This window comes from Bradyrhizobium sp. MOS002, from assembly GCF_003020115.1.
Classification (GTDB): domain Bacteria; phylum Pseudomonadota; class Alphaproteobacteria; order Rhizobiales; family Xanthobacteraceae; genus Bradyrhizobium.
The window spans coordinates 286,241-310,093 of record NZ_PYFX01000007.1 but is presented as its reverse complement, the minus strand read 5'-3'; the positions used below and the strand labels follow the sequence as shown (position 1 = coordinate 310,093).

General features: G+C 64.5%; 26 protein-coding genes. 11 read left to right on the top strand and 15 right to left on the bottom strand.

The window, feature by feature from the left end:
* Positions 1 to 9 precede the first annotated feature (9 nt).
* Together C7G41_RS22930 and C7G41_RS37910 are read right to left on the bottom strand one after the other, a co-directional pair.
* The gene (locus C7G41_RS22930; protein WP_106944683.1) at positions 10 to 405 is read right to left on the bottom strand and encodes a hypothetical protein; all 396 of its coding nucleotides are present in this window, start codon (positions 403 to 405) and stop codon (positions 10 to 12) included.
* A gap of 237 nt (positions 406 to 642) precedes the next feature.
* Positions 643 to 1,026 carry a His-rich protein BRANT gene (locus tag C7G41_RS37910; RefSeq protein WP_199198550.1) on the bottom strand — a complete coding sequence of 128 codons (384 nt, stop codon included), beginning with the start codon at positions 1,024 to 1,026 and terminating at the stop codon, positions 643 to 645.
* 252 nt (positions 1,027 to 1,278) lie between these two features.
* Here C7G41_RS37910 and C7G41_RS22920 point away from each other — a divergent pair, with 252 nt between their 5' ends.
* Both C7G41_RS22920 and C7G41_RS22915 read left to right on the top strand, forming a co-directional pair.
* On the top strand, positions 1,279 to 1,821 hold the full coding sequence (locus tag C7G41_RS22920) for a lipopolysaccharide assembly protein LapB (RefSeq protein WP_106944635.1): 543 nt from the start codon (positions 1,279 to 1,281) through the stop codon (positions 1,819 to 1,821).
* Between the two features lie 109 nt (positions 1,822 to 1,930).
* A complete protein-coding gene (locus C7G41_RS22915; RefSeq protein ID WP_199198549.1) occupies positions 1,931 to 3,319 on the top strand; it encodes a serine hydrolase in 1,389 nt (462 codons plus the stop codon).
* Here the strand turns inward: C7G41_RS22915 and C7G41_RS22910 are convergent.
* Positions 3,306 to 4,868, bottom strand: coding sequence for a S10 family peptidase (locus C7G41_RS22910; protein WP_106944633.1), 1,563 nt, complete (start codon positions 4,866 to 4,868; stop codon positions 3,306 to 3,308). The two genes, C7G41_RS22915 and C7G41_RS22910, sit on opposite strands and share 14 nt — an antisense overlap.
* Positions 4,869 to 5,123: 255 nt before the next feature.
* Here C7G41_RS22910 and C7G41_RS22905 point away from each other — a divergent pair, with 255 nt between their 5' ends.
* From C7G41_RS22905 to C7G41_RS22895, 3 genes are all read left to right on the top strand, one after another.
* Positions 5,124 to 5,903, top strand: a complete 780-nt coding sequence (locus tag C7G41_RS22905) for an NAD kinase (RefSeq protein ID WP_007602648.1) — start codon at positions 5,124 to 5,126, stop codon at positions 5,901 to 5,903.
* Between the two features lie 88 nt (positions 5,904 to 5,991).
* Complete coding sequence (locus C7G41_RS22900) at positions 5,992 to 6,537, top strand: response regulator (protein ID WP_007611745.1); 546 nt, start codon at positions 5,992 to 5,994, stop codon at positions 6,535 to 6,537.
* Positions 6,538 to 6,568: 31 nt separating this feature from the next.
* Positions 6,569 to 7,147, top strand: coding sequence for an Hpt domain-containing protein (locus tag C7G41_RS22895; RefSeq protein ID WP_106944632.1), 579 nt, complete (start codon positions 6,569 to 6,571; stop codon positions 7,145 to 7,147).
* A gap of 109 nt (positions 7,148 to 7,256) precedes the next feature.
* Here C7G41_RS22895 and C7G41_RS22890 read toward each other — a convergent pair whose 3' ends face one another.
* The 4 genes from C7G41_RS22890 to folE form a co-directional block, all read right to left on the bottom strand.
* Positions 7,257 to 8,432 carry a DUF2336 domain-containing protein gene (locus C7G41_RS22890; protein ID WP_106944631.1) on the bottom strand — a complete coding sequence of 392 codons (1,176 nt, stop codon included), beginning with the start codon at positions 8,430 to 8,432 and terminating at the stop codon, positions 7,257 to 7,259.
* A gap of 297 nt (positions 8,433 to 8,729) precedes the next feature.
* Complete coding sequence (locus C7G41_RS22885; RefSeq protein WP_199198548.1) at positions 8,730 to 9,809, bottom strand: lytic transglycosylase domain-containing protein; 1,080 nt, start codon at positions 9,807 to 9,809, stop codon at positions 8,730 to 8,732.
* 84 nt (positions 9,810 to 9,893) lie between these two features.
* The gene (gene hisI / locus C7G41_RS22880; RefSeq protein ID WP_106944629.1) at positions 9,894 to 10,316 is read right to left on the bottom strand and encodes a phosphoribosyl-AMP cyclohydrolase; all 423 of its coding nucleotides are present in this window, start codon (positions 10,314 to 10,316) and stop codon (positions 9,894 to 9,896) included.
* Positions 10,317 to 10,343: 27 nt separating this feature from the next.
* On the bottom strand, positions 10,344 to 11,036 hold the full coding sequence (gene folE, locus C7G41_RS22875; protein ID WP_085361751.1) for a GTP cyclohydrolase I FolE: 693 nt from the start codon (positions 11,034 to 11,036) through the stop codon (positions 10,344 to 10,346).
* Between the two features lie 230 nt (positions 11,037 to 11,266).
* Between folE and C7G41_RS22870 the strand changes: the two genes are divergently transcribed.
* Positions 11,267 to 11,722, top strand: a complete 456-nt coding sequence (locus tag C7G41_RS22870; protein ID WP_106944628.1) for an iron-sulfur cluster assembly scaffold protein — start codon at positions 11,267 to 11,269, stop codon at positions 11,720 to 11,722.
* 72 nt (positions 11,723 to 11,794) lie between these two features.
* Here the strand turns inward: C7G41_RS22870 and C7G41_RS22865 are convergent, their stop codons facing one another.
* Positions 11,795 to 12,697 carry a hypothetical protein gene (locus C7G41_RS22865; RefSeq protein ID WP_199198547.1) on the bottom strand — a complete coding sequence of 301 codons (903 nt, stop codon included), beginning with the start codon at positions 12,695 to 12,697 and terminating at the stop codon, positions 11,795 to 11,797.
* A gap of 241 nt (positions 12,698 to 12,938) precedes the next feature.
* Between C7G41_RS22865 and yidD the strand changes: the two genes are divergently transcribed.
* The gene (gene yidD / locus C7G41_RS22860; RefSeq protein WP_106944627.1) at positions 12,939 to 13,277 is read left to right on the top strand and encodes a membrane protein insertion efficiency factor YidD; all 339 of its coding nucleotides are present in this window, start codon (positions 12,939 to 12,941) and stop codon (positions 13,275 to 13,277) included.
* Positions 13,278 to 13,369: 92 nt separating this feature from the next.
* Complete coding sequence (locus tag C7G41_RS22855) at positions 13,370 to 13,582, top strand: hypothetical protein (RefSeq protein WP_106944681.1); 213 nt, start codon at positions 13,370 to 13,372, stop codon at positions 13,580 to 13,582.
* 7 nt (positions 13,583 to 13,589) lie between these two features.
* Here C7G41_RS22855 and C7G41_RS22850 read toward each other — a convergent pair whose 3' ends face one another.
* From C7G41_RS22850 to C7G41_RS22840, 3 genes are read right to left on the bottom strand one after another with little or no spacing between them, the layout of a single operon-like run.
* Positions 13,590 to 14,546, bottom strand: a complete 957-nt coding sequence (locus C7G41_RS22850; RefSeq protein WP_106944626.1) for a PDR/VanB family oxidoreductase — start codon at positions 14,544 to 14,546, stop codon at positions 13,590 to 13,592.
* Positions 14,543 to 15,064, bottom strand: a complete 522-nt coding sequence (locus tag C7G41_RS22845) for an MOSC domain-containing protein (protein WP_106944625.1) — start codon at positions 15,062 to 15,064, stop codon at positions 14,543 to 14,545. The genes C7G41_RS22850 and C7G41_RS22845 overlap by 4 nt, the downstream gene beginning before the upstream one ends.
* Before the next feature lie 55 nt (positions 15,065 to 15,119).
* The gene (locus tag C7G41_RS22840) at positions 15,120 to 16,433 is read right to left on the bottom strand and encodes an MFS transporter (RefSeq protein ID WP_106944624.1); all 1,314 of its coding nucleotides are present in this window, start codon (positions 16,431 to 16,433) and stop codon (positions 15,120 to 15,122) included.
* A gap of 355 nt (positions 16,434 to 16,788) precedes the next feature.
* On the opposite strand from C7G41_RS22840, the gene C7G41_RS22835 reads away from it, so the two are divergent.
* Entirely contained in the window at positions 16,789 to 17,352 is a 564-nt protein-coding gene (locus tag C7G41_RS22835; protein WP_106944623.1) for a helix-turn-helix domain-containing protein, read from the top strand.
* Positions 17,353 to 17,373: 21 nt separating this feature from the next.
* Here C7G41_RS22835 and C7G41_RS22830 read toward each other — a convergent pair whose 3' ends face one another.
* The gene (locus tag C7G41_RS22830; RefSeq protein WP_106944622.1) at positions 17,374 to 18,588 is read right to left on the bottom strand and encodes a hypothetical protein; all 1,215 of its coding nucleotides are present in this window, start codon (positions 18,586 to 18,588) and stop codon (positions 17,374 to 17,376) included.
* Positions 18,589 to 18,590: 2 nt separating this feature from the next.
* Entirely contained in the window at positions 18,591 to 19,958 is a 1,368-nt protein-coding gene (locus C7G41_RS22825) for an APC family permease (RefSeq protein WP_106944621.1), read from the bottom strand.
* Positions 19,959 to 20,285: 327 nt separating this feature from the next.
* Here C7G41_RS22825 and C7G41_RS22820 point away from each other — a divergent pair, with 327 nt between their 5' ends.
* Complete coding sequence (locus C7G41_RS22820) at positions 20,286 to 21,623, top strand: alpha/beta hydrolase (protein WP_199198546.1); 1,338 nt, start codon at positions 20,286 to 20,288, stop codon at positions 21,621 to 21,623.
* A 167-nt stretch (positions 21,624 to 21,790) separates the two neighbouring features.
* Entirely contained in the window at positions 21,791 to 22,117 is a 327-nt protein-coding gene (locus C7G41_RS22815; RefSeq protein WP_106944619.1) for a GrlR family regulatory protein, read from the top strand.
* 30 nt (positions 22,118 to 22,147) lie between these two features.
* On the opposite strand, the gene C7G41_RS22810 is transcribed toward C7G41_RS22815, so the two are convergent.
* Positions 22,148 to 22,537, bottom strand: a complete 390-nt coding sequence (locus C7G41_RS22810) for a hypothetical protein (protein ID WP_106944618.1) — start codon at positions 22,535 to 22,537, stop codon at positions 22,148 to 22,150.
* A gap of 92 nt (positions 22,538 to 22,629) precedes the next feature.
* On the bottom strand, positions 22,630 to 23,802 hold the full coding sequence (locus C7G41_RS22805; protein ID WP_106944617.1) for an MFS transporter: 1,173 nt from the start codon (positions 23,800 to 23,802) through the stop codon (positions 22,630 to 22,632).
* Positions 23,803 to 23,853 lie beyond the last annotated feature (51 nt).

The window sequence follows — 23,853 nt, the reverse complement described above, 5'->3', positions numbered from 1 at the left end:
GGCTTTGCGCTACCGCGTCATCTTTTCCAGTTCCGGAAAGGGTACGTAAACCGCGCCCGCGCACAGCTCGCTGGCGCGATCGACGACGCGGTCCGCCCGGCCGTTGACGAAGATGACGGCGCGTTCCCTCATGGCCTTGTAGGTGCCGTCGGTCTCGCGTGAGGTGAAGTGCAGGCAGCTGACATAGAACTGCCGGCCGCCGACCTCGCGCTGCACCGGCTCGGCCATGCTTGCGTCACGCACGCCGACGGGGTTGTTCAGATAGCTGCGCATCAAGGCCAGCATATCGCCGCGAAAATTGTCGGGAAACGGCTGCGGCCCGCCGGCCTGGGTCCCGTCCATCAGGGTTGGACGGTCACCATCGCTGCCGAAACATGCCGCGAGCGCCAACGGCAATGCCAGGATTAATGCCAGGCGCGCCGCTCGTATCGTCAATCGCCCCACCGGTCACGCTCTCCGCTCGCCCATACTCGGGAGACGTTCTAGCCCCAAGGCTGCATGAAGGGAATTCGCTTCCGCAACGCACCCGCCCGCCCGCCGCCGGTGCCTTGCGCTTTCGCGCAAGACACCGAGACGACGGGCCGGGCCTGAATTCCTCGCGCGGCGGCTGGGCAATGGACGCCGCCGCGGCAGGATCAGTGGTTAGCTGCGCTTGTCCATCGTCGCCGGCTTGGTCGCGTCCGGCTGCGTCGTCAGCGACTTCTTCGCCGACAGATGCTTGTGGTGATGGCGATGCGTGCGCACGGTCTTGTGCTCGTCGGGCGTGACCGCAGCGTTGGCGTTCATCGCCTTCGACTTGGCATCCACCTTGGCGTCGGTCTTGACGTCCAAAGTCTTGACGTCCGAAGTCTTGGCATCGGCCTTGAGGCCGGCATCGGGTTTCGCGGCGGTGGTCGACACCTTGGTCCGGCTCTGGTCTGCCTTGATCACCGGCGTGGTCGTGGTGGTCTTGGCGGTCTCGGCTGCGAAGGCCGGGGCTGCGATCACGGAAGCTGCGAGCAAGGCTGCGGAAATGGTCTTCAACATGGTTGGTCTCCTCTTGGAAGGATCTTGAGGCGGGCGCCCTCTCGCCAACCCTTCGATCGTAGGTTGGAGCCTAGGGGGCACGCACTGAACCCAATCTGAAGCCCGCAGCAGGCTTCCGTTCATCTGGATGACAAGTTTGTCATCCGCCCGCAGGGCGAATAGGCCAGGATGCCGGGAATGTTTTTGCCTGATGGGTGTTCCGGTCTTTGGGCAATCGTGTAGGATCGCCACGTTCCATACGGGAGAACTTAGATGCGCAAACTCTCAACGCTTCTTGTGCCGGGACTTGTCGCCATGACATTGGCGGCCGGGCCGGCTCTGACCAGCGCCTATGCCGCAGGTGGCGACACCCCCTCGTCGCCGCCGTCGTCGGACACCTCGACCAAAAAGGGCAAGAAGAAGAGCTCCTCCGTCAGCGATCCGAAATTCCTTGCTGCCTATCGCACCGCCTACACCACGATCTATGACAATCACGACTACACCGGCGCGATCGGCCAGCTGAAGTCGCTCAAGCGCGACGACGTCGCCGACGTCGCCAATCTGATCGGCTACTCCTATCGCAAGCTCGGCGACTACCAGTCATCGAAGGTCTATTACGAGCTGGCGCTGAAGGACGATCCGAACCACGTCCGCACCTGGCAGTATTACGGCCTCTGGCAGCTCGAGCAGGGCAACCGCGAGCAGGCGCAGTATCACCTGAACAAGCTCGCCTCGCTTGCCGGCACCGACAGCTCCGAATATCGCTCGCTCGCCGCCGCGCTCGACAAGCCGACCGGCGCGACGCTCGTCTACTAAAGACTGCGCATCTTCGAACGAAGCGAGCGGGCACAACCTCAGGGTTGTGCCCGTTCTGCGTTCTCGGCTAGCCTCTCGATCAAATCCTCTCCTCGCTAATCGGTGCGCAATGGACAAGTGGCTGCGATCCGCGATCGACTACATCGGCTCCTGGATCGAATTCCAGCACACCACAATCCAGCAGCCGGGCGTCCTCGTCGCCTTCGTCCATCGCGGCGAAATCGTTGCCGAGCATGCGTTCGGCCTCGCCAATCTCGACACTGGCGAGAAGCTCACCCCGCGCCACCGTTTCCGAATCGCCTCGCACTCGAAGAGCTTTACCTCGGCCGGCATCATGAAGCTGCGCGAGCAGCGCAAGCTCCGGCTCGACGACACTGTCGGCCAATATATCGGCGGCCTGCATCCGCGCGTTGCCGAAACGACCATCGCGCAGCTGCTCTCGCACAGCGCCGGGCTGACGCGCGATGGCGCCGATTCCGGCCAGTTCATTGATCGTCGTCCGTATCTGAGCGCCAAGGAGTTGCTCGCGGAGCTGAAGCTGCCGACCGTGATCGAGCCCGGCACGCGCTTCAAATATTCCAACCATGGCTTTGGCCTGCTCGGTCTTGTCGTCGAAGCCGTGACGAAGGAGCCCTACTCCGTCTGGATCAAACGCGAGATCATCGAGGCCGCAGGCCTGCGCGAAACCGAGCCTGACGCGCCGCTTCCGAAGGGTGCATTATTTGCGCGCGGCCACACGCGGAAAGTGCCATTGGGCGAGCGTTGCGTGATCCCCGGCGACAATCCCACGCACGCGATGGCATCCGCCACCGGTTTCGCCGCCACCGCCGCCGATACGGCGCGTTTCTTCGCGCAGCTCGCGCCCAATGCGAAAAAGAGCCTGCTGTCGGCTGCAAGTCGCCGCGAAATGACGCGGCATCATTGGCGCATCCCGCAGAGTTTCGAGAGCTATTACGGTCTGGGTATCAACGCCGGCAAGCTCGATGGCTGGGACTGGATCGGTCATGGCGGCCACTTCCAGGGCTACATCTCCCGGACCTGCTCCATCCCTGCTTGTGAACTCGCGATCAGCATCCTCAGCAACTCCATCGACGGCGCGGCGCCGTTCTGGATGGACGGCGCGATGCAGATCCTGCGCGTCTTCCAGGCCCGTGGCGCACCCGACCGACGCGTGCGCGACTGGACCGGTCGCTGGTGGACGATCTGGGGCGCGACCGATCTGGTACCCGCGGGCAACCGCGTGCTTGTCGCCAATCCCCAGTTCAACAACCCGTTCATGGACGCCGCCGAGATCGAGGTCACCGGCCGCGACACCGGCAAGCTTGCCTGGGCCGCCGGTTATTCCAGCCACGGCGAGCCGGTGCGCCGCGTCCGCGACAAGCGCGGCAAGGTTAGCGACGTCTGGATCGCGGGCGCCAACATCAAGCCTGCGGCCGTCGTAGCCCGCGAGATCGCGCGGAGATACCAGCCTCGCAAGCGGCGGCCTACTCCCGAATGAGAGTCTCGACCTCGCTCCGAAGGGCCTGCCGCGAACCGTCGCGCGAATAAAACATGTGGCCGCCGGGATAGACCACGAACTTGACCCGCTGTGTTGCGAAGGCGGGCAACTGGTCGAGCACCCGCTTCGATCCGAAATAGGGCGTGGCGAGATCGAACAGGCCGTGCGCGACCAGCACGTTCAGCTTCGCATCCGTGGCGAGGATCTGGCGCAGCTCGGAGACCGATTGCGGCGGGTTGATGCCGCGGCCGAAATCCCAGTGGCCTTCGACGGCGCCGTTCAACACCTCGTAGGAGCCATCGGGCCGCCAGTTGAGCTTGTGTGTCAACAGGTCAACCGCGGCGCTCGTCAGCGGCGCCTGCAGCGCATCGCCGGAGGGATCACCGAACCGCGAGCTGCTCGAATCCGGATAGGGATCTAAGCCGCGCACCGAAGCATCGTAGCGCCCCGTCACCTTGCCGTTCTTGCGGTCGAGCTCGCGGCGGAATTCGCCGACGTCGAAGCGGCCGGCAAGCCGGCGGCTCACCGCCTGGTCGATGCCGGTCAGCTCGGCGACCTTGTCGGCAAGACGATTGGTCGCCTCCTTGTCCGCCTCGCCCTTGACGAGGTCGGCCAGGAATTCGCCGCGCGCGTAAGCCTCGACGTCGGCGAGATCGGCGCGCTTGACCGGGCCTTTCGCCTCACGCGCTACCGCCACATAGCTCGGCAGCGTCGCCACATATTGCAGGAGGCTGGTGCCGGTGAACTCGCGGAAGTCCAGCAGCGGCGACACCAGGATCAATCCCCTGACGCCGACGCCGTGCTGGAGCTGCAACTGGCGCACCACCTTCGGCCCGCGAATGCCGCCATAGCTTTCGCCGGCGACGTATTTCGGCGATGTCAGCCGGTCGTGCTTCTCGAGCCAGCGGCGGATCACCAGCGCGATCGAATTGACGTCGCCGTCGACGGAGTAGAACGACTTGCGCGCGTCATCGCTGCTCGCGACAAAGCGGCTATAGCCGGTGCTGACGGGGTCGATGAAGACGAGATCGGTGAAATCGAGCCAGGTCTCCGCGTTGGGCTTCACCTCGGGCGAGGCGGACGGCGACAGCGCTTCGCCATCGAGCGGCAGCCGCCACGGCCCGGCCGCGCCGAACTGGAGCCATGCCGAGGACGCACCGGGCCCGCCGTTGAACAGGAACGTCACGGGGCGCGTCGCACGGTCGGCGCCGTCGAGCTCATAGGATGTATAGGCGATGTCGGCAACCGGCTCGCCCTTGCCGTCGAACACGCGGATCGAACCAGCGGTCGCTGTGAAATTGAGGGTACGGCCGGGAAGATCGAGCGTCTGCTTCGTGGTCGAATCCGGCGGAAGACGGTGCGGCTCGGCTGACGATGAATTCTGCGACGCGCTTTGTGCGCCGCCGCGTCCACCCTTCTGTCCGGCTGGCGCCGCCGCCTCGGCGCGCGGCTGCGGCGGATCGTCCGCGCGCGCAAATCCTGCGAGCGCGAATGCCGACACCGCCAGCACCAGGGTCGCACGGCGGAGCGCCGGCATATTCGTGGCCATGATCGTTCTCCCTGCCCGGCGACGACCACCGGTGCGGACCGCAAGGCTAGCGCGGAATTGCGACGGTTTGGGGGATCATGGCCACAACGGTGCCTGACGAGCCCGGTTGGACGCAAATCGACCCGGTTTCGTCCTCAAATCGGGATGGGCAGTTGCCGGTCTGCTGTGACGGGCGGTCATCCTCGACAATCGAGGTCGAGATCGTTAGACGAGCCCGGCGGAACTTTCTCCAGCCAGCGGCCCTGCCCGGAAGCCATGACCAAGCCAGCGCGATACGACCGGATCGCCTTCGTCGCCAGCCCCAGCAGCGAGGCGCAAGCCGCCTTCGGCCAGCTCACCAGGGACTTCGGCAATTGCGATCCGAAGGACGCCGACATCGTGGTCGCACTCGGCGGCGACGGGCTCATGCTCCAGACGCTGCATCAGCACATGCATACGGGCAAGCCGATCTACGGCATGCACCGCGGCACCGTCGGCTTCCTGATGAACGAGTACTCGACCGTCGATCTTCGGGCTCGTCTCGAGGCGGCGCAGGAATCCGAGATCCACCCGCTCCTGATGCGCGCGACCGACGCCAACGACCGCGTTCACCTGCATCACGCCATCAACGAGGTCGCCCTGTTCCGGCAGACCTACCAGGCCGCGCGCCTGCGGATCCTGATCGACGAGCGCGAGCGCATGTCCGAGCTGATCGCCGACGGCATCATGGTGGCAACGCCGGCCGGCTCGACCGCCTACAATCTGTCCGCCCAGGGACCGATCCTGCCGATCAACGCCGCGCTCCTGGCGCTGACGCCGATCAGCGCCTTCCGCCCGCGACGCTGGCGCGGCGCACTGCTGCCGAACACGGCTTATGTCGTGATCGAGGTGCTGGAGGGCGACAAGCGCCCCGTGGCGGCGGTCGCCGACCACGACGAGGTGCGCGACGTCCGCCGCGTCGAGGTGCTGTCCGACAGGACCATCTCGATGCGCATGCTGTTCGACCCCGGTCACAGCCTGGAAGAGCGGATCTTGCGCGAACAGTTCGGCTCCTGAGCCTCCTCGCCGGACTGCCGATCGCAACCGTTCATTAACCCCCGGCGAGATATGGTTAACGAAAGTTGACCGCTCCGGCCCGGGCTCCATGTTCCGCATCGATTTCAACAAGCTGCGTTTCCTCGTCTGCGACGACAATCCGCACATGCGCCGCATCCTGCGGACGCTGCTGCATTCCTTTGGCGCGCGCGAAGTCTACGAGGCCGAGGACGGCGCCACGGCGCTGGAAATGTACAGCCATTACGTGCCCGACATCGTCATCACAGACTGGGCGATGCCGATCTTCGACGGGCTCGAGCTGGCACAGATGATCCGGCAGCCGGAATCCAAGGGCAATCCCTACGCGCCGATCATCATGCTGACCGGTCATTCCGAGAAGCGCCGCGTCACGGTGGCGCGCGACGCCGGCGTCACCGAATTCCTGGCCAAACCGATCTCAGCCAAGGGGCTCTACCAGCGCATCCTCAACGTGGTCGCCAGTCCCCGCCCCTTCATCAAGACCAAGACCTATTTCGGCCCCGACCGCCGCCGCAACATCAACTCCGCCTATATGGGCCCCGAGCGCCGCGTCGGCGAAAAGCACGAGGTGCTGCAGCAGCCCTCGCTGCTCGACAAGGCCCGCTCCTCCATCTAGCGCAACGTCTCTCACGATCGAGGCCGATATCATGGCGAAGAACAGCGCAAGAGACATCGAGATCACGGCCTTCGCCACGCATCAAATCATCACGCAGCCCAACCCGCTGCGGTCGGTCCTGCGCCGCGTCGAAGAGAAGGACATGGACGATCCGGTCGGCCGCGCCGAACAGGCGCTCGCGGGCCTCGCCGGCGAGTTCAAGGACTGGATGGCGACCGAGATCAACCGGCTGTCGGCCGCCTACGTCGCCATCCGGCACGGCGGCTTCACCAAGGACAGACGCGACGAGTTGTTTCGCGCCGCGCACGACATCAAGGGCGATGCCGCGACCTTCGGCTATCCGGCGGCAGCGGGCGTAGCCGAGAGCCTGTGCCGCGTCATCGAGCACGCGCCCGATCTCGAAAAGGTGCCGGCCGAGCTGTTCACGCACCACATCAACGCCATCCTCGCCATCGTGCACGAGAACACCAAGCTCGACAGCATCAGCGTCTCCGCCGAGCTCAGCCGGCGCCTGCGCAAGGTCGCCGACGACTATCTCGCCGACGTCAACCGCGATCGCCCCGAGCATCTCGAGGTGATCCTGGCGCCGAGCATCGCGCCGGCGGGGTAGTTCTCCTCTCGTCACTGCAAGCGCAGCGAAGCAATTCAGACTGTTCCCGCGGAGGGATTCTGGATTGCTTCGCTGCGCTCGCATGACGGAGTGCGGGGTCGGCCTCGAACTACGCCGCAATCAGATCGTCATAGACCGGATCGACCGCCTCGTCCGCGACCAGCTCGTCGCAGAACAGCCTCGCCTCTTCGCGCGCGGATTCGGTGGCGAAGCGGCGCAGCAGGACCATCAGCGGCTCGGTCGCGCCGCGGTCGGTCTCGCAATGGGTGAGCACGCGCTCGACCATGCGGCGGCGCAGCCGTGCCGCATTGTCGTCGCTGTCGACGAAGCCTTGCTCGTGGCAGGCATCGAGGGCGACCTGGAAGGCCGCAAACGTCGCCTCGGGAAGCCCGGCGCGGCGAAGCAGCGCCTGCAGGCTGTTGCCGCCACGATCGTGCAGCAGCGAGGACACGCGCGCCCGCGGCAGCTCGGCGAGCTCAGCCAGCGCCGCATGGAACAGGTCGAGATTGCTCGACAGCAGCGCGCGCAGAATGAGACCCGCGGTGAGCTGGCCGGTGATGCGCAGGTGCCGAACAAGACCTTCCATGTCTTCGCCGCGCGAGCGCGCCGCGATGTTCATGGTGGAGCGGTCGCGCGCCTCGATCGCGATGCGCTCGGCGCGGTCGGCACTCAGCCAGTTCCGGGCCACGACGAATTGAGCCAGCGTCTCCGAGAGTTTTGCCACCAGCGCAGCGCGCGTGGCTGACGGCAGATCCTCCAGCACCAGCATCGCCTCGCGGATCGCGGCGAGATGGCCGTGACGCTCGACGATGCGATCCCAGGAGAACGGCGCAAGCTCGGCATGAGAATTTTCGATCAACTCGAGCGCTGCCGCCGCGCAGCCGACTTCGGCAATGGCGGCGCAGACCGATACCGGCAGCGCGATGCGGCGCGCGACCGCGCACTGCACCTCGTCGTTGCCGGTCGCCACGATGTCGACGAGATCGGCGTCGATCAGCAACGGAGAATGTTCGAGCACGGGCAGCGCGACGGTCGGCTGGTCCGCCGACAGCGCCCGCACGATCGACGCCGGCGCCTCGGTGCTGCGCGCAAACGCCTCGGCCATCGCCTGCCGCACCAGCGGCGAGGGATCGTCGAGCAGCATCAGAAGCGCGCCTTCGGCGGCAACACGGTCGTCATGGGAAAGGTCTGAGATCAGCCAGGCCCGGGCCAGCGCCCGCGTAGCCTCGGCCCGCTCGCCAGCGGGCGCCGTCCTGATCCAGTTGATGAACTGCCGAACAATCATGGTGCTTCCGGCTTACGCAACGAAGACGAAGCGGTGACGGCTTGTCACCTGCAACACAAAATAAACCACGACGCTTAACAAAGCGTTCACCATAACTGGCTGGTTTTATTGACGTTTTGTTAAGGGGCAACGGCACCCAAGGTGCGTGCCCCGGACGCAGCGCAGCACGCAGTGATGTGCTGCTGAGCCGGGGCTCATCTTGACGAACGAATTTGCTGCGGGCGTGGGTCCCGGCTCTGCGCAGCAGCGTTACACGCTGCAGCGCGTCCGGGACACGAGCGAGAGTTAGGCAGCGAATTAGCTCGAGAACGTGCCGCTGCGATCGCTGAAGAGATCAAGCGGCTGCGGCGGCCGAACGTCGGGCGTCGCGGGTGCGACCGAGGTCGCGGGTGCGACCGAGGTGAGCGAGGCATTGTTGCCCCACAATTTCTGCACGGTCGTCGAGACCGGCTGGGTGGTGTCGCCGGGCTGATAGATCGAGCGAAACACCGGCGTGATCGGTGCATTGTCCGCGACCGTCGTTGGCGCTGTCGCGCTGACCGGCGTCACCGCGCGTGTGTTCGGAAAGGTCTGGAGATACGCGGCATTGTCGATCAGCGGCGCGCCAGGCTGTACGCCGTTGGCGCTCGCGACCTGCGTGGTGGATGGCGTGCCGCCATACATCGCCATCGCGCTACGGGTTGTTTTCGAATTTGCGGCGCTGGCGTAGCGCGCATCCAGCACCGAATAGACCTCGGAGACGCTGCGCGCGCGGCCGTCTTTGGCGTAGAAGATCGAGCGATTGGCGGACGCCGCATTGGGAAACAACCGCGCGCCGACCGCTTGCGGATTGTCCTCGGCATTGGCGATCAGTTTCGCGGCGCCGCCGACGCCCATGAAATGCGCCATATAGAGCTCGCTGTCGGACGGCCTGCGGCCGAGCAGGCCGGTGAGCTTGAAGCTGTTCGACTGCGTCAGCGCAGCCGCCATGCTGGAGGCGGCCTCCGGATCGTCGCGCAGCTTCATGATCGACCGCTTCATCGCGGGATCATCGACGGTGTAGGTGCCCGACGACGTCTTGGTGATGGCGTCGGAATAGTTGCCAAAGCCGAGCTGGGTGCCCGCTTCCTTCACCGTGCCGAGCCAGGTCTGGTCGATGAACTGGTAGAGCCCATGCGCGGATGACGTAGTCGCCCCTGCCGTGGGATCGAAATCCGATTCCATTTTGGCGGTGGTCAGCATGTATTGGAAGCTGACGCCGGCGACGTTCGAGGCCTGCTTGATCGCACCGGCGACGCGTGCCCGCGACGGATCGAGAACCGCCGTCTGAGAGGCACTGGAATTGTCGACCGACATGATGAAGTGCCCGCCCCGCGCGGCGTTGAATGGCGCCGGCAACTCGGCGCCCTGTCCTCTCACCGTGGGACAGGTATGGTTAATTCGGGGTTAATTCCGCCGCCCGCCCTCCGCGTGACGGCAGGGCTACTTCTTGTACACCGCGTCCGGATCGAACAGCCTGTCCGCATCGACGAAGACGAGCCTGGCGCCGCCGTCTTCGGCCTCGACCTTGCGGTAGAAGCAGGAGCGGCGACCGGTGTGACACGCCGCGCCGATCTGCTCGACGCGGATCCAGACCGCATCCTGATCGCAATCGGTGCGGATCTCCACCACGCGCTGGGTTTGACCCGAGGTCTCACCTTTTCGCCACAAGGCATTGCGCGAGCGGCTGAAGTACCAGGCCTCGCCGGTCGCGATGGTCTTGCGCAGCGCCTCGTCATTCATGTGCGCGACCATCAGCACGTCGCCGGTGGCGACGTCGGTCGCGACGACCGTCACGAGACCGGCCGCGTCGAATCTGGGAAGGAAGGCGAGACCTTCCTCGGTCTCATGGGAGTGAGCGGACACAACGCCCTCGCCGGTCAGTTCGCGAGGTCAGCGCTGCAGGCCTCGCACCAGGGACAGAAAACGAGCCTGCTCCGCCGGATTGTCGCGGAACATGCCGGTGAAGCGGCTGGTGAAGGTGGAGGCGCCATGTTTGGCGACGCCTCGCACCGACATGCAGGTATGCTCGGCCTCGATCAGCACGGCAACGCCGCGCGGCTTGAGGCTCTCGTCGATCGCCGCCGCGATCTGCGCGGTCATGTGCTCCTGGGTCTGGAGCCGGCGGGCGAAGATGTCGGTGAGGCGCGCAAGCTTCGACAGGCCGACCACGCGTTCCACCGGCGTGTAGGCGATGTGCGCCTTGCCGTAGAACGGCATCATGTGATGCTCGCATTGCGAGGTGAACTCGATGTCGCGCACAAGGACGAAATCATCATAGCCGGCGGTCTCGCCGAAGGTACGATCGAGCACCTCGGCCGGGCACTGGTGGTAGCCCTGATAGAGTTCGTCGAAAGCCTCGACCACGCGGCGCGGCGTGTCGAGCAAGCCCTCGCGGTTGGTGTTCTCGCCGATATAGGCGAGCAGCGTCTTCACCGCCTGCTCGGCCTCGGCGCGCGCAGGGCGCGGCTGGTCGGCACGGACGGCGGCGGCGAGGAATTCGGAAGGATCAAGCTCCGCCGGGCGGCTGTCGGGCTGCCGGTCGGAGGGCTTGTTGGGGCGGATGGATTTGATGGTAGCGTCCATGTCTACTCCGTTCGACGGCCTTGCGGCCGGAGTGTCACCGGCAGACGGGGCGGCGAACCGCCGGACGCCTGAGAGAACAGTTTTGGCGAAAAGGTCTGCAACTATAACGCCGGCAGCACGGTTCTGGATCACACCACTGCTACTGCGCTGGACTGTTTTTCCGCCAGTTCCGACCCTATATAGGGCCGTGGACGGCGCACGCCAAGGCCGATCCTGCTGGACTCCATCACATGCTGAACGACATTTATAACAAGCGGATCATCGAACTGGCCGGGAATATTCCGCGGCTCGGGCGCTTGCCGGATCCCGATGCCACCGCCACCGCCCACTCCAAGCTGTGCGGCTCGACCGTCAAGATCGACCTCAAGATGGAGGGCGACAAGGTTACCGACTTCGCCCATGACGTGAAGGCCTGCGCGCTGGGACAGGCTTCTTCATCCATCATGGCAAGTCGGATCGTCGGATCGACTGCGAGCGAACTCCGTGAGTTACGCGAGACTGTTCGCAAGATGCTGAAGGAGAACGGCGCGCCTCCTGAAGGCAAATGGGAAGAGATCAAGTTCCTCGAGCCGGTCCGCGACTACAAGGCGCGCCACGCCTCGACGCTCCTGACCTTCGATGCCGTGGTCGATGCCATCGGCCAGATCGAGGCCAAGGCGAAGCAGCCGGCTACGGCGCAAGGATGAGTCCGGAGGCTGATTGCGGAGGCCGATCCCGGGCTCGTTGCTGGGCCCGGCAATGAGATCAGAGATTCGAGGCTACTTCTGCGACGCCGCGACCGGCGTGGCCACGCCGCCCGTCGGCACCAGGGCTTCCGCCGTCTTGGTCGACTTGGCGGGCTGCTCCGGTTCTTCCGCACCGAACCTCGCCTGGGTCTTCGGTGCAAGCTCCGCCATTGCCGGCGCGGAGATGTCGACATGCGGCAGCACGTCGGCCACGAGATCCGTCGTCACGAGATTGGTGAGCTTGAGCTCGCCTGCATCGAGCTCGTGCAGATCTTCCCAGGGCGGGATGCTGAGCGCGAGCGACAGCAGATCGCCGGCACCGCCCATGTCGAACGTGTATTTGGCGAGCCGGCCGATGTCGCGCTCCACGATCATCAAATCCTGCGCGCTGTAGCTCGCCGCCTTGGCATCGTCGGCACGATCGCCCATCCAGATCTGATGAACCCGGACATGGGCCGCTTCCGGCACGTAGCGCTTCTTGCCGGCCAGCAACAGGAACACGCACATGGATTCGCAATAGGCCTCAGGCGCGACCGCCGGACGGGCCGACTGCCCACTGCGGTTCTGAAGGCTGATGCCGACCGTGGTCAGAAGTCCGAGATTGCGGAAACGCCGGCCGAGCGTGATCGCGTCGTTGACGGAACCCCCGCTGGAATCGAGCACCACGGTGGCGCCGCCGAGTTGGCGCCCGCGGGAAAACTCTTCGAAGTCCCTGGGCGTATCGGCGGTGATGATGCCGACTGCACTGACCCATCCGCGGCAATTCGGTTCGCAGGCGACCCAGCCGAACTTCATCGGCAGCTTGCGCTCTTCGAGTGCAGCACCGGCTCGGGCCGACGACCCGAGCGTCGCGACGGCGCCAGCCAACACGACACCACAAGCAGCGGTTCCCACCAGCAACCAGCCGCGAAGTTTGAGCACCTTCAGAAGTTTCAAACTGGTCCCTTCCCCAAGTCCCAAGCCTTACGGCGAGCCGACTCAGCCAAGCCCCGTTCTGACGTTCCAATGAGTCTCACATGAACGTCACAAAAATGGTATCCCGGGGAATACAGCTCGTCCATAGGCACTTGCTGCACTGCTCCCAAAAAGCATGCAAAATATGACGCACAAACAACAGCTTACAGTTCCCTGCGTCGGAACCGCGCAAAACCTCGCCCACGATCTCAGCAAAGCGCCCATGAAGCAATCAGCCTGCGAGCACTGTTCCAATCCCGTCGCGGGCGCGGTCCGGCTTCCGCGCAGATTCGGCCGCGCGCTGATCTGGCTCTACCGCCACACGCTCTCGCCGCTGGTCGGCTACAATTGCCGGCACCTGCCCACCTGCTCCGTTTATGGCGACGAGGCGATCGAACGGTTCGGGCTGTGGGCCGGCGGCTGGATGACACTGGCGCGCCTGCTCCGCTGCAACCCCTTCGGCACCTCGGGCATCGACAACGTGCCCCTCACCGCACCGCAAGCTTCGTGCTGGTATCTGCCTTGGCGCTACGGCCGCTGGCGCGGCGTCAACGCATCCTAACAATTGATGCGGCGCATCACGCGTTGCTACCTTGAGTGGAACCGAAATTCCTCCCTCGCGTTGAGTTCATGCTCCCGCGGGAGGAAACAACAATGCGCTGGAAAATCAGCCCTCATTTTCGGCTCCGGCTTGGACCGGATTCCCGAGGTGGTCCGAGAGGCCACGATCCCAGAACCCTCGACATGCTCGCCATCATCGCCCTGCTGGTGCTCGTCGTCGGCTCCGGCTGGTATCTGACGACGAGTCTTGCCACGCCCCAAAGCACGACGGCGTTCATCGTGCCGAGCCAGAGCGTGCACTGGTAGGCTAGACTTAGAGGTCCAGCACCAGCCGGTCCGCGTTCGATCCGGCGACGCAGACCATGAGAAAGCGTTCGCGCTCATACGGCGACAGGACGCGATCGCGGTGCACGGGCTTGCCCTCGATCCAGCCGACCTTGCAGGCGCCGCAGATGCCGCCGCAGCAGGACGTCGGTATATCGATGCCTCCTTCATGCAAGGCGGCCAGCATGGTCTGGCCGGCGCGAACCTGGATTTCCGTCCCCGTACGCGCCAGCGACAGCACGAAAGGCTTGGCGTCGGGGTCGATCATCGGTGGCGGCGCGACGAAACGCTCGATGTGAACGTTGGCTGCGGGCCACGCTGCGGTCATGCCCTCGAACTCGTCGGTCATGCCTTCCGGCCCGCAGCAGGCGACCATCGTCTGCACGCCAACCTCTCCGACCAGCGACGCCAGATCCGGACGCCCAGCCCTGGACGTGCGGTGCACGACGACACGCCCCGCTTCGATCAGCGGCGCGAGGTGTGCGGCAAGCGGCACCTCCTCGCGCACGATGAGGTGCAGCACAAAGTCTGCATTGCCGATCCGCAGGAGGTGACGTGCCATCGACAGGAACGGAGTCACGCCAATGCCACCCGCGACGAACACATGGCGCGCAATGTCCGCACCCGGCTCCAGCCCGCCGCGCGGCAGTGACACGCCGATGACGTCGCCTATGCCAACCTCGTCGTGAAGCGCGCGCGAACCGCCGCGCCCATCGGCCTCGCGTTTGACCGCGATGACGTAACGCGTGTTGTCGGCGGGCTCGTTGCAGAGGGAATAGGTCCGCACGAGACCGTTCGGCAGATGCAGGTCGATGTGGGCGCCAGGCTTGAACGGCGGCAGGTCCCAACGGTCGGGATCGGCCAGCGTGAACACCTTGATCCCCGTACCAGCCGCTTCGATGCCGGCGACAACCGTCTTGATTGTCGTTATGGGCCGCGCGCTCATGCCGCGTTCCGCACGGTGTCGCCGACCCTGACGATGCCGCCTTGCAAGATCCTGCAGTTGAGGCCCGAGCGGTTGATGAGCGGATCGAAGATCGCCTTGCCGGTGATCTCCTCGATGTGCCGGCATGGAATCGATAATCGGGTTGCTTCCAGCAAGGTCTCACCTAACCAGAAGCGGCGGCCGACCAGGTGGTTCAACGGCACGCCCTCGACCGTCACGTTGCGGCGATGCTCCTCGGGACCGAGTTCGATTCCCGCGTCGCGCTTGAGCGCGACCAAGGTCTCGAGCTCGAACAGGGTGACCTGCCGGCCCTCTTCGGGCTTGTGCGAATAAAATCCTTCCTCGCGCCCGATCATGTAGCGGTCGCCCTCGATCCCTTGGCCGGCGACGAGAACGAGCTGCTCCATCGCGCGCATTGGCAGAAACGCGCGCGGAGCAAGATGGAGGAAGCGGACCAAGCCGGACCAGCCGAGGCGTGCTGTACTATCGGCTGAGCCGGCGTCTATCTCATCGAGCATGACAAAATCCTTGTGAGAAGCGATGGCGCGCCGCCAGCAGCGGCGCGCCGCGGGATCAGGTCAGTTCCTTGTTCGCCATTTCCGGCGCGAACGTGGTCGCGGTCGCCGTGATGGCGGCGCAGCCAATCAGCAGCAGCGACACCGGCCAAGTGGCACCGCCACTCCAGGCCATCAGAGCCGCCGCAATCAGCGGCGTCAATCCGCCACTGATGGCAGCACCGACCTGAAACCCGAGCGAGGCGCCGCTATAGCGCAGCCGCGCGGAAAACAGCTCGGAATACCAGGGCGCGCCGATGCCGAACATCACCATCTGCCCGAAAGTAATCGCGACCACGATGGTGCAGATGACGATGGTGGGATCGCGGGTGTTGAGCAGCCAGAACAGCGGGAAGGCAAACAGCGCCGAAAACAGACAGCTCGCATAGAACATCTTTTTGCGGCCGACGATGTCGGACAGCCAGCCGAACAGCGGAATGGCGAGCAGTGCGACCAGCGATGCCGCGAAGGCGCCGTTCAGCACCACCGTACGCGACAAGCCAAGATTCGCCGTGGCGTAGGACATCACGAACACGCCGCCGATGCTGGCATAGGCGATCTCCGAGATCTTCAGCCCGACCGCGGTAAAGAAAGGACGGCGGTGATGCCTGAAGATTTCGACCAGCGGCAGACTTGCGACCTCCTTTTTGGCCTGGACCTGACGGAAGGCCACAGTCTCTTCCATGTTGAGGCGGATGTAGAGACCGACGCCGACCAGGAGGATCGAGATCAGGAACGGAATGCGCCAGCCATAGGACATGAACTCACTTTCCGGCAGGCTCGCCACCAGCGCAAACATGCCGATCGCGGCGAGGTTGCCGATGGGATTACCGACCTGCACCATGCTGCCGAGCAGACCGCGGCGGTGCGTCGGGCAATTCTCCACCACCATCAGCACCGCGCCACCCCATTCGCCGCCGAGGCCAATGCCTTGAAGGAATCGCAGGCCAATCAAGAGCAGCGGCGCGGCGATCCCGATCTGCTGATAGGTCGGAAGCAGGCCGATCAGGAAGGTGCCGATGCCCATCACCATGATCGTGATCGCGAGCATCGCCTTGCGGCCCACCCGGTCGCCGTAGTGACCGAAGATCGCGGCGCCAAGCGGTCGCGCCAGAAAGCCGACCGCATAAGTGCCGAAGGCCGCGATGGTGGCGAGCGTTGGATTGCCGGCAGCGAAGAAGACCTTGTTGAAGACCAGCGCGGTCGCCGTGCCGTAGATGAGGAAGTCGTACCATTCGACGGCGGTGCCGATCACGCTCGACCACACGATCCGCCGCAAGCTCGCCGCCTCGTCCGGCGCTACGTTCAGGGTTACGTCGTCTGCTACGGTCATCGATCTCTCCAAAAAGTACCGGCGCCAGGGGAAGCAGTTGGTTCTGTCCACGGAGCCCATCGGCAGCCCGGACGGTAAAAATCGATCATGTTTACTGTTGGAAATCAACGACGCGGAACGCGGCAAATGCCGCACGGAGCGGCAGAATGCGCTGAATGCACTGATTTTGAGCTGATTTATACGATATACCAGAGCCTCTGCTTACAATATCCGCGCCCTTGCTCCAAATTTCCGCGCATGAGTTTTCCTTTGGAATACACTTGCGCCTAGGCGGAAGGGACCGCGCGCCCCGTCGGACTGGCAGTCGGGCGACATCTGTTGCAAAAGAGACATCAGCAGTTCGGGAGACTCATGCGTGCTTGATGTCAGCAAAGCGGCAGCCGTCGGGGCCAATATTCGCCAGGCGCGGATCGCCAAGGGCCTGACACTGGACCAGCTTGCCAGGCAGAGTGATCTCACGCGCGGCTATATCTCGCTGGTCGAGCGCAACCTGAAGATCCCTTCGCTCGCCGCCCTGCTACGGATGGCAGCCGCGCTCGAGGTCAACGTCGCGAATTTCTTCGACCCGAACGCCGAGCCCGCGCCGCGCTACACGCTGTTCCGCCGTGAAGGCGGCAACGTGCCGTTGTTTCAGGACACCTTTGGCGTGGTACCATTGGCAACCGGCCGCACCCGCAAGATGATGGAGCCGTTCCTCCTCAGCCCGCCGCACAAATCGGCGACGCGCGCCTCGCATGCGGGCGAAGAGTTGCTGTTCGTTATCAACGGCAAGATCGCGATCAAGCTCGACGGCGAAGAACTCGTCCTCGGCAAGGGGGATTGCCTGTATTTTTCAGGCGAGACACCGCACGAGGTCAGGAGCCTCGGCCGGCAGAAGGCGGAGGTCCTGGTCGTCGTCGCCCAGAGCCCGGCGGCGTAACGCCGGGCCTTGGCACCAGGCTTAGCGGGACCAGAAAAAGCGTCCGGGTGGCGGCGGGACCGGCTCGGCTGGACGGGGCCGCTTCGGACGCGGCGGTTTCGGCGGCGGCTCGGCGGACGAGGTGGTCTCCGCGCCCGGCGCCGTCTCGCTTCCCGGTACCTTCACCGACAGCAGCAAGTTCGACTCGTGCATCCGCCAGCGGTAGCCGACGCCGAAATCGATCGGCTGGGCGCGCGTGAACAATGCAGCGTAGCGTTCCTGGTAGCGGCCGGGAAATTCGCCTATCGGTCCGAGATAGCGGCCGAACGGGAAGAACCGCCATTGCCGCGCGTTGTAGTTCGAAAGCGGAATGCCGGAATCGTCCTGGACGATAGTCGCGCTGTTGGCGAGCAACCAATCGCGCGCGACGGTGAAGTTGCCGGAGTGCAGCAGATAAGACGCACTCTTGATCAGGCTGTTGCCGGGACCGAGCGTCTCGCAGAACTTCAGGAACCCTGCCGCGCGTGCACCTGAATTGGAGAGATCGGTCGAGAAATAGTACAGCGTGCGCGCTTCGCCGTCGGGGCCGGCAAAGGTGATGCGGGCGCCGCGCGTCGCATTCGGTCCTGGATTGTCGATGCCGACATGTATCCCGCCTTTGTCGTCGAGCGCGACCATCTCGACATTGCGGATGCTCTTGCCGGAGCGGACGAGGAAAACATAGAGGATCGGCAAGGTACCGTTGACTTGATTGGCGTGCAGATCGACCTTCATCTGCTTGGTAATGAAGAAGGAAAAGCTCAGGATCGAGCCGAGCGAGCGCTCGACATTGTAGAGCGCGGCGCCGACCGAACCGCGCGGCAATCGCGTCAGGTCAGCCACCGCACCGACCGGCTCCAGCGCACCGAGCACGTAAGTGCTGGCCTTGGGATAGAAGGCGTTGGCATAGAGGAAGTCGGGGCCGCTGAACAAATAAAACATGGTCGGCCTAGGCGCCGCCAGATTGACGTCGGCCCAGCTGCGGATCTTCGAGAGCTGGCGCTGCTCGAGCTGGGCGAAGGCGCCGTCGAAGAATCTCGCGTGGCGCTGCCAACCCGGGTCCTTCGTGAGCGGCACCAGCGGCGAATCCGCCGAAGGCTGCATGCCCGCGAGGAAGCGCGCGGTGTCGTCGAAGGTTGCCTCGGCAGCATGCGCGGACGAGACGGCCGCAGCCAGCATGGCGAGAGCGACGGCCGCAATTCTCAGAGGTCGAAACATGTCTATTCGCGATGTGATGAAGTGCCAGCGGCGACCGGCCGCCTGCGGAAAACAGCATAAATCAACAGGCCCGAGAGCATGACGAGCATTCCCGACAGCGAGTGCAAGGGCCGCTCGGTCAACAAATAGTACATCATGAACGCGGTCACGAGCAGGAAAACGAGCGGCGTAAAAGGGTATCCCCAGGCGCGATAGGGCCGCGGCAAATCGGGATCCGTGATGCGCAGCTTGATGACGCCGGCGACCGTGAAGAACGAGCAGAACAGCAGCGCGAACTGGATGAAGTCGAGCACCGCCTCGAAGCTGCGCGTGAACAGGAGCAGATTGGCGACGGCGAGCTGAAACAGGATGGCATAGGCCGGCGCGCCGCGCACTGATCTCTTCGAGAACACCCGCAAGGCCGGTATGTCTTCGCCCATCGTCATCATCACGCGCGGGCCGATCCACATCATCGCGCTGATCGAGGAGATCAGGCCGAAACAGATCATCGCGCCGACGATCCGGCCGCCGAGATTACCGAAGATCGCGCTGCCGGCGACGCTGGCGACGTCGAGCTGACCCGCGAGCGCGACGACCGGCGTGGAATAGAGAAACACCGCATTCAGCGCGACGTACAGCACGAGCACGATCAGCGTGCCCGCGAGCAGCGCACGCGGCAGGTCCCGCTGCGGCATGTTCATCTCGCCGATGATGTAGGTCGCGGCATTCCAGCCCGAGAACGAATACATCACGAATACGAGTCCGATCGCGAAAGGCGCGCTGACGATGTGCGCGAGATCGCTCGCCTGCGGCGTGAAGGCGATCGGCTGCGGCACGCCGACGATGAAACCGGCAACCAGGAAGGCAACGATCAGCACGACCTTCAGGATGGTCGAGATCAACTGGAAGGTCGAGGAGTGCCTGACGCCCGTCAGTTGCACGAGCGAGACCAGCCACACCACGGCGATGGCAAGCGGGATCGGCGGCACACCGGGGACGACCGATTTGGCGTATTCGCCGAAGGCCATCGCGGCGAGCGCGACGGGTGCTGCAAAGCCAACCGTCGCCGACACCCAGCCGGCGAGAAAGCCGAAAGCGGGATGATAGGCACGGCCGAGGAAATTGTATTCGCCGCTCGAGCGCGGAAACATCGCGCCGAGCTCGCTGTAGGAGAACACCCCGCACAGCGCGACGATGCCGCCGACGGTCCACAGCAACAGGATCGCGAAGCCCGAGGGAATGTCCTTGACCTGGAAGCCGAGACTGGTGAAGACGCCGACCCCGATCATGTCGGCCACGACGATGGCGGTTGCGACCAGAACGGAAACCCCCGCCCCGCTTCCGGTCAGCCGGCCGGTCCAGGGCGCTGTACCCGCATCTGATGCCGTCATCGCCGTCCTCAACTCGGGCGTCACGCCTCGTGGGAAGCATCGTGCAGTTTGGTCCAGTCAATTCAAGCAGGGTTAACAAGGGTTAAATGAGGCGGGACAAATCGGTACTCAGGCACCATTAATGCACAGTCCGGGGCAATAAACTTTCGTAAACGCCGGGACATCCCGCTTCCCTCCCCCACAATCACGACACGATTGCGTGGTCCTTTTGAGCGTTCCGGATGTGGGGAAGTTTCTCCGGACACTTAACGTCACCTAAACGCCCATCGGCTCAATTGCCTAATGATTGCCGATGGACTTGTAGTCATGACTTGGGGTCATGGGTGGATGGTCGGGGCAGTTCCGAAACTGAGAGCTGACATTCGTGCTGACCGGACAACGTCCGGCGCGCGCGGTCGTGCGCTTCGGATCGCTCTGATCTCTGCCTTGGTGCCGTTGTCGCTGACGCTGGTTCAATGCGGCAAGGCGCCCAATCCGGCCGCGCTCGCGGCGAACTCGCAGGCCAACGTCCAAACCAACGTCCAGGTCGTTGCGAAGACAAGCCAGCAAGTCGCAAGCAGCGACACGTTCGAGGATCGCTTCCCGGCGCCCCAGTTCAGGGAGCGTTTCCCATCCGCGAGCGAGGGTTTTCTGCAACGGCAGATGTCGGACTTCTCACCCAACCGCGCCGTGCAGCAGCAGCCACAGCCGGAGCAGGCGCCCTACAAGGTCGCCTCGCTCGCGCCGCAGGCCCCCTACCAGCGGCCGCCACGCGAGGACCTGACGACGCTCGTCAGCATGAAGTCGTCAGCCTTCCCCTATTTCGGCAACAACCCCGCCTCCGACACGCCTTTCCTCAACATCTCCAAGGGCGACCGCCGCGGCCACCGCAGCTATTCCGGGCGTGTATTCTGGCAGGACGAGACCTACAGCGATAACCGCGTCCTGATGCACGTGCCCGAACATTTCGACGTGCGGAAGCCGGGCGTGATCGTGGTGTTCTTCCACGGCAATGGCGCAACACTCGAGCGCGACGTGCGCGACCGACAGCTGGTGCCGCAGCAGGTCACCGATTCCGGCGCCAACGCCATCCTGCTTGCGCCGCAAATGGCGGTTGACGCCGCCGATTCCAGCGCCGGAAAGTTCTGGCAGGCCGGCGGCCTCAAGCGCTTCTTGGACGAATCTGCGAACCATCTGGCCCGGCTCACCGGCGATCCCAACAGCGCCCGCGCCTTCGCCAATATGCCGATCGTGATCGTCGGCTACAGCGGCGGCTTCCTGCCGACGGCCTGGAGCCTCGAGGTCGGCGGCATCAGCGACCGTGTCCGCGGCGTCGTGCTGCTCGACGCCGTCTACGGCGAAATGGACAAGTTCGCCTCATGGATCGAGAGCCACCGCTCCGGCTTCTTCGTCAGTTCCTACACCCACTACACCGCGCGGCGCGACCGCGAGCTGATGAGCACGCTGCGGCAGAAAGGCATCGCCGTCTCCGAAGACATGGACGGCCCCTTACGTCCGGGCAGCGTGGTGTTCGTCGAAACCGGGGACGGCATCACCCATCGCGACTATGTGACCCGAGCGTGGACGCGGGATCCGCTCAAGGACGTACTGGTGAAGATGTCGGCGACGCCATCACTCGCGCTCACGCGCGTGGCATCCACCAATCCATCCGCATCGAACCGGTAGCGACATTGCGCCCGGCGGCATTTGGCTGCACGGCCCGCAATTCTCTCGAGCCTTGATCAAAATGTGATGTTGATGGCCGACAGTCCCGGGGCTGACTGGATTGCTTCCACTGGCAACAATCATACTTTGCCGGCCAAGTTGTATTTTGAATTCTGCGGGGACGGGCAGTGCATCAGGGACTCTACAAGGTCGACTTCCACACGGTTCACGGCACGGGTTGCGGCGTCGTCTATGTGACCGAGGGGAAGATGCGCGGCGGCAATTCCGCTTTCGCGTTCATCGGCACCTACACCGGCGAAGGCGACCGCATCAAGGTCAAGATCTCGACCGAGCGCCACAATGCCGACCCGTGCTTCAAGGCGCTGTTTGGTCTCGACCGGATCACGCTGACGCTCGCGGGCCGGGAGGATGGCGACACTGCGGAATTCGAAGGCACCGCACTGCAGCTGCCGGGCGTTGCCTTCAGGGCCGTGCTGAGCCGGATCAGCGACTAACCGTCCGGCTCCCAGACTTTGCGATCGGCCTCAGGTTTTTGGCAGCTTCGGAATGCTCTCGGCAAAGCCGTTGAAGCAGGCCAGCCGCTCGTCCTCTTCCTTGAAGAAACGGCAATCGGCGTAGCCCTTGGCCTTCGCCGGCTTCGGCTTTGGCGCCGGGGGGATCACGGCGTCGTAGCAATTGAGCCGGTCCTTGGTGCCGTCATCGAGGTCGAGGCAGGCCTGGAGCCGCGCCGCGATCGATTGGGGCTTGCCCTTCGGCGCCGCAGCCGGCTTGGCCGCAGCCTCCTTGGTCCCTGCCTTGGCGCCCTTGGGCTTGACCTGCACCAACGGCTTGTCCCCGATCATTGGTGGCTTGTCGGCTTGCGCGAAAGCGGAAGCTGAATAGAGCACCGCGGCAACCGCCAGAATCATCCTCATCTCAGTCAACCCTCTTTGGTCCCCATGACCGGCCTTCTAGCCTCCCGGCGCGCGGTTTGCCAAGCACCTTGCGCACACGAACACGCTTCCGTTCAGGCCGGGGCGGAAGTTGCCGGCCGGGGCCGGGTCAGGATCACCAGGATCAGCGCCAGCACGACGAAACCGACCGCGACGAAGCCGAGCGTGTGCAGGAGCTCGCGGGCAAACAGCAGTCCGCCGACGGCAGAGCCGACCGCCTGGCCGATATAGAGCACGGAGGTGTTGAGCGCGACGGTCGCCGAAGCCAGCGACGGTGCGGCCGAGACCAGCCGCACCTGCTGCATCGAATTGGTCGAGGCAAAGCCGAGGCCCCAGATCGCGACCGCACCCGCCATCAAAACGAGCGTGCCGGCGCCGAGCGCCCAGCCCGTGATTCCTGCAAGCAGCAGACAGGTGAACAGCAGCGAGGTGCGATAGGGTCCCGAGGTGTCGACGATACGGGTCGCGATGACAACGCCGAGGAAGCCGCAGACACCATAGAGAGCGAACATCATGCCGATCGCATCGGGCCCTGCGCCGGCCAGCTTGTTGAGCAACGGCCCCATGAAGGTGAACACCACGAACTGCCCGGACATCTGCAACATCGTGATCGCAAGCAGAAGCAGGATCGTCCTGTTGCGACCGACCGCGCTCCAGGTCTTCAGATCCACCGGCGTCCCCTTCAAGCCCGCCGGCAGTCGCATCAGCAACAGCAGCAAGCTGACGCAACCGAGCGCGCCGATTCCGCCATAGGCCGCGTGCCAGCCATAGCGACTGGCGATGAAGGTGATCAGCGGCAGGCCGACGGCGGCAGCGAGCGACCAGCCGAGAAAGATGTAGGCAATCGTGCTGCCGCGACGCTCCACCGGCACGATCCACGCCGCCGTGCCGGCGGCCTGCGGCGTGTAGAGCGCGCCGACCGCGAGCATCACCAGGCGGATGACGAGGAGGCTTGCATAGTCCGGCGCAAAGGCCGAGGCCAGATTGCCGAAAGCAAGCACCGCCAGCGTCGTGGTGAGCAGCGTCCGCCGCTCGATCCGGCTGGTGAGCCAGGCCGTCAGCGGCGAACCGATGCACAGGATGATGGCGCCGAAGGTGATCAGGAGCCCGGCCGCATGGATGCTGACGTCGAGCCCCGTCGCCAATTCCGGCAGCATGCCGGCCGGTGCCAATACCGAGCAGCCGGTGACGAGATTGCCAAGCATCAGGGCGGTTGGCGCGAAACGGGCTGCGCGTGGATTTTCCATGCAAACGCATGTAGAGCCGCCTTGCGACCAGTTAAAGGGCGTTGCCCGGAA

Excerpts from the sequence above, each read along its gene's own strand:
- C7G41_RS22920 (WP_106944635.1), top strand. The coding sequence starts at position 1,279 with ATGCGCAAACTCTCAACGCTTCTTGTGCCGGGACTTGTCGCCATGACA.
- yidD (WP_106944627.1), top strand. The coding sequence starts at position 12,939 with ATGAAGCAATCAGCCTGCGAGCACTGTTCCAATCCCGTCGCGGGCGCG.
- folE (WP_085361751.1), bottom strand. The coding sequence starts at position 11,036 with ATGGACGCTACCATCAAATCCATCCGCCCCAACAAGCCCTCCGACCGG.
- C7G41_RS22895 (WP_106944632.1), top strand. The coding sequence starts at position 6,569 with ATGGCGAAGAACAGCGCAAGAGACATCGAGATCACGGCCTTCGCCACG.
- C7G41_RS22870 (WP_106944628.1), top strand. The coding sequence starts at position 11,267 with ATGCTGAACGACATTTATAACAAGCGGATCATCGAACTGGCCGGGAAT.
- C7G41_RS37910 (WP_199198550.1), bottom strand. The coding sequence starts at position 1,026 with ATGTTGAAGACCATTTCCGCAGCCTTGCTCGCAGCTTCCGTGATCGCA.
- C7G41_RS22890 (WP_106944631.1), bottom strand. The coding sequence starts at position 8,432 with ATGATTGTTCGGCAGTTCATCAACTGGATCAGGACGGCGCCCGCTGGC.
- C7G41_RS22810 (WP_106944618.1), bottom strand. The coding sequence starts at position 22,537 with ATGAGGATGATTCTGGCGGTTGCCGCGGTGCTCTATTCAGCTTCCGCT.
- C7G41_RS22825 (WP_106944621.1), bottom strand. The coding sequence starts at position 19,958 with ATGACGGCATCAGATGCGGGTACAGCGCCCTGGACCGGCCGGCTGACC.
- C7G41_RS22840 (WP_106944624.1), bottom strand. The coding sequence starts at position 16,433 with ATGACCGTAGCAGACGACGTAACCCTGAACGTAGCGCCGGACGAGGCG.
- C7G41_RS22830 (WP_106944622.1), bottom strand. The coding sequence starts at position 18,588 with ATGTTTCGACCTCTGAGAATTGCGGCCGTCGCTCTCGCCATGCTGGCT.
- C7G41_RS22855 (WP_106944681.1), top strand. The coding sequence starts at position 13,370 with ATGCGCTGGAAAATCAGCCCTCATTTTCGGCTCCGGCTTGGACCGGAT.
- C7G41_RS22805 (WP_106944617.1), bottom strand. The coding sequence starts at position 23,802 with ATGGAAAATCCACGCGCAGCCCGTTTCGCGCCAACCGCCCTGATGCTT.
- C7G41_RS22905 (WP_007602648.1), top strand. The coding sequence starts at position 5,124 with ATGACCAAGCCAGCGCGATACGACCGGATCGCCTTCGTCGCCAGCCCC.
- C7G41_RS22915 (WP_199198549.1), top strand. The coding sequence starts at position 1,931 with ATGGACAAGTGGCTGCGATCCGCGATCGACTACATCGGCTCCTGGATC.
- C7G41_RS22850 (WP_106944626.1), bottom strand. The coding sequence starts at position 14,546 with ATGAGCGCGCGGCCCATAACGACAATCAAGACGGTTGTCGCCGGCATC.
- C7G41_RS22900 (WP_007611745.1), top strand. The coding sequence starts at position 5,992 with ATGTTCCGCATCGATTTCAACAAGCTGCGTTTCCTCGTCTGCGACGAC.
- C7G41_RS22910 (WP_106944633.1), bottom strand. The coding sequence starts at position 4,868 with ATGGCCACGAATATGCCGGCGCTCCGCCGTGCGACCCTGGTGCTGGCG.
- C7G41_RS22820 (WP_199198546.1), top strand. The coding sequence starts at position 20,286 with ATGGTCGGGGCAGTTCCGAAACTGAGAGCTGACATTCGTGCTGACCGG.
- C7G41_RS22845 (WP_106944625.1), bottom strand. The coding sequence starts at position 15,064 with ATGCTCGATGAGATAGACGCCGGCTCAGCCGATAGTACAGCACGCCTC.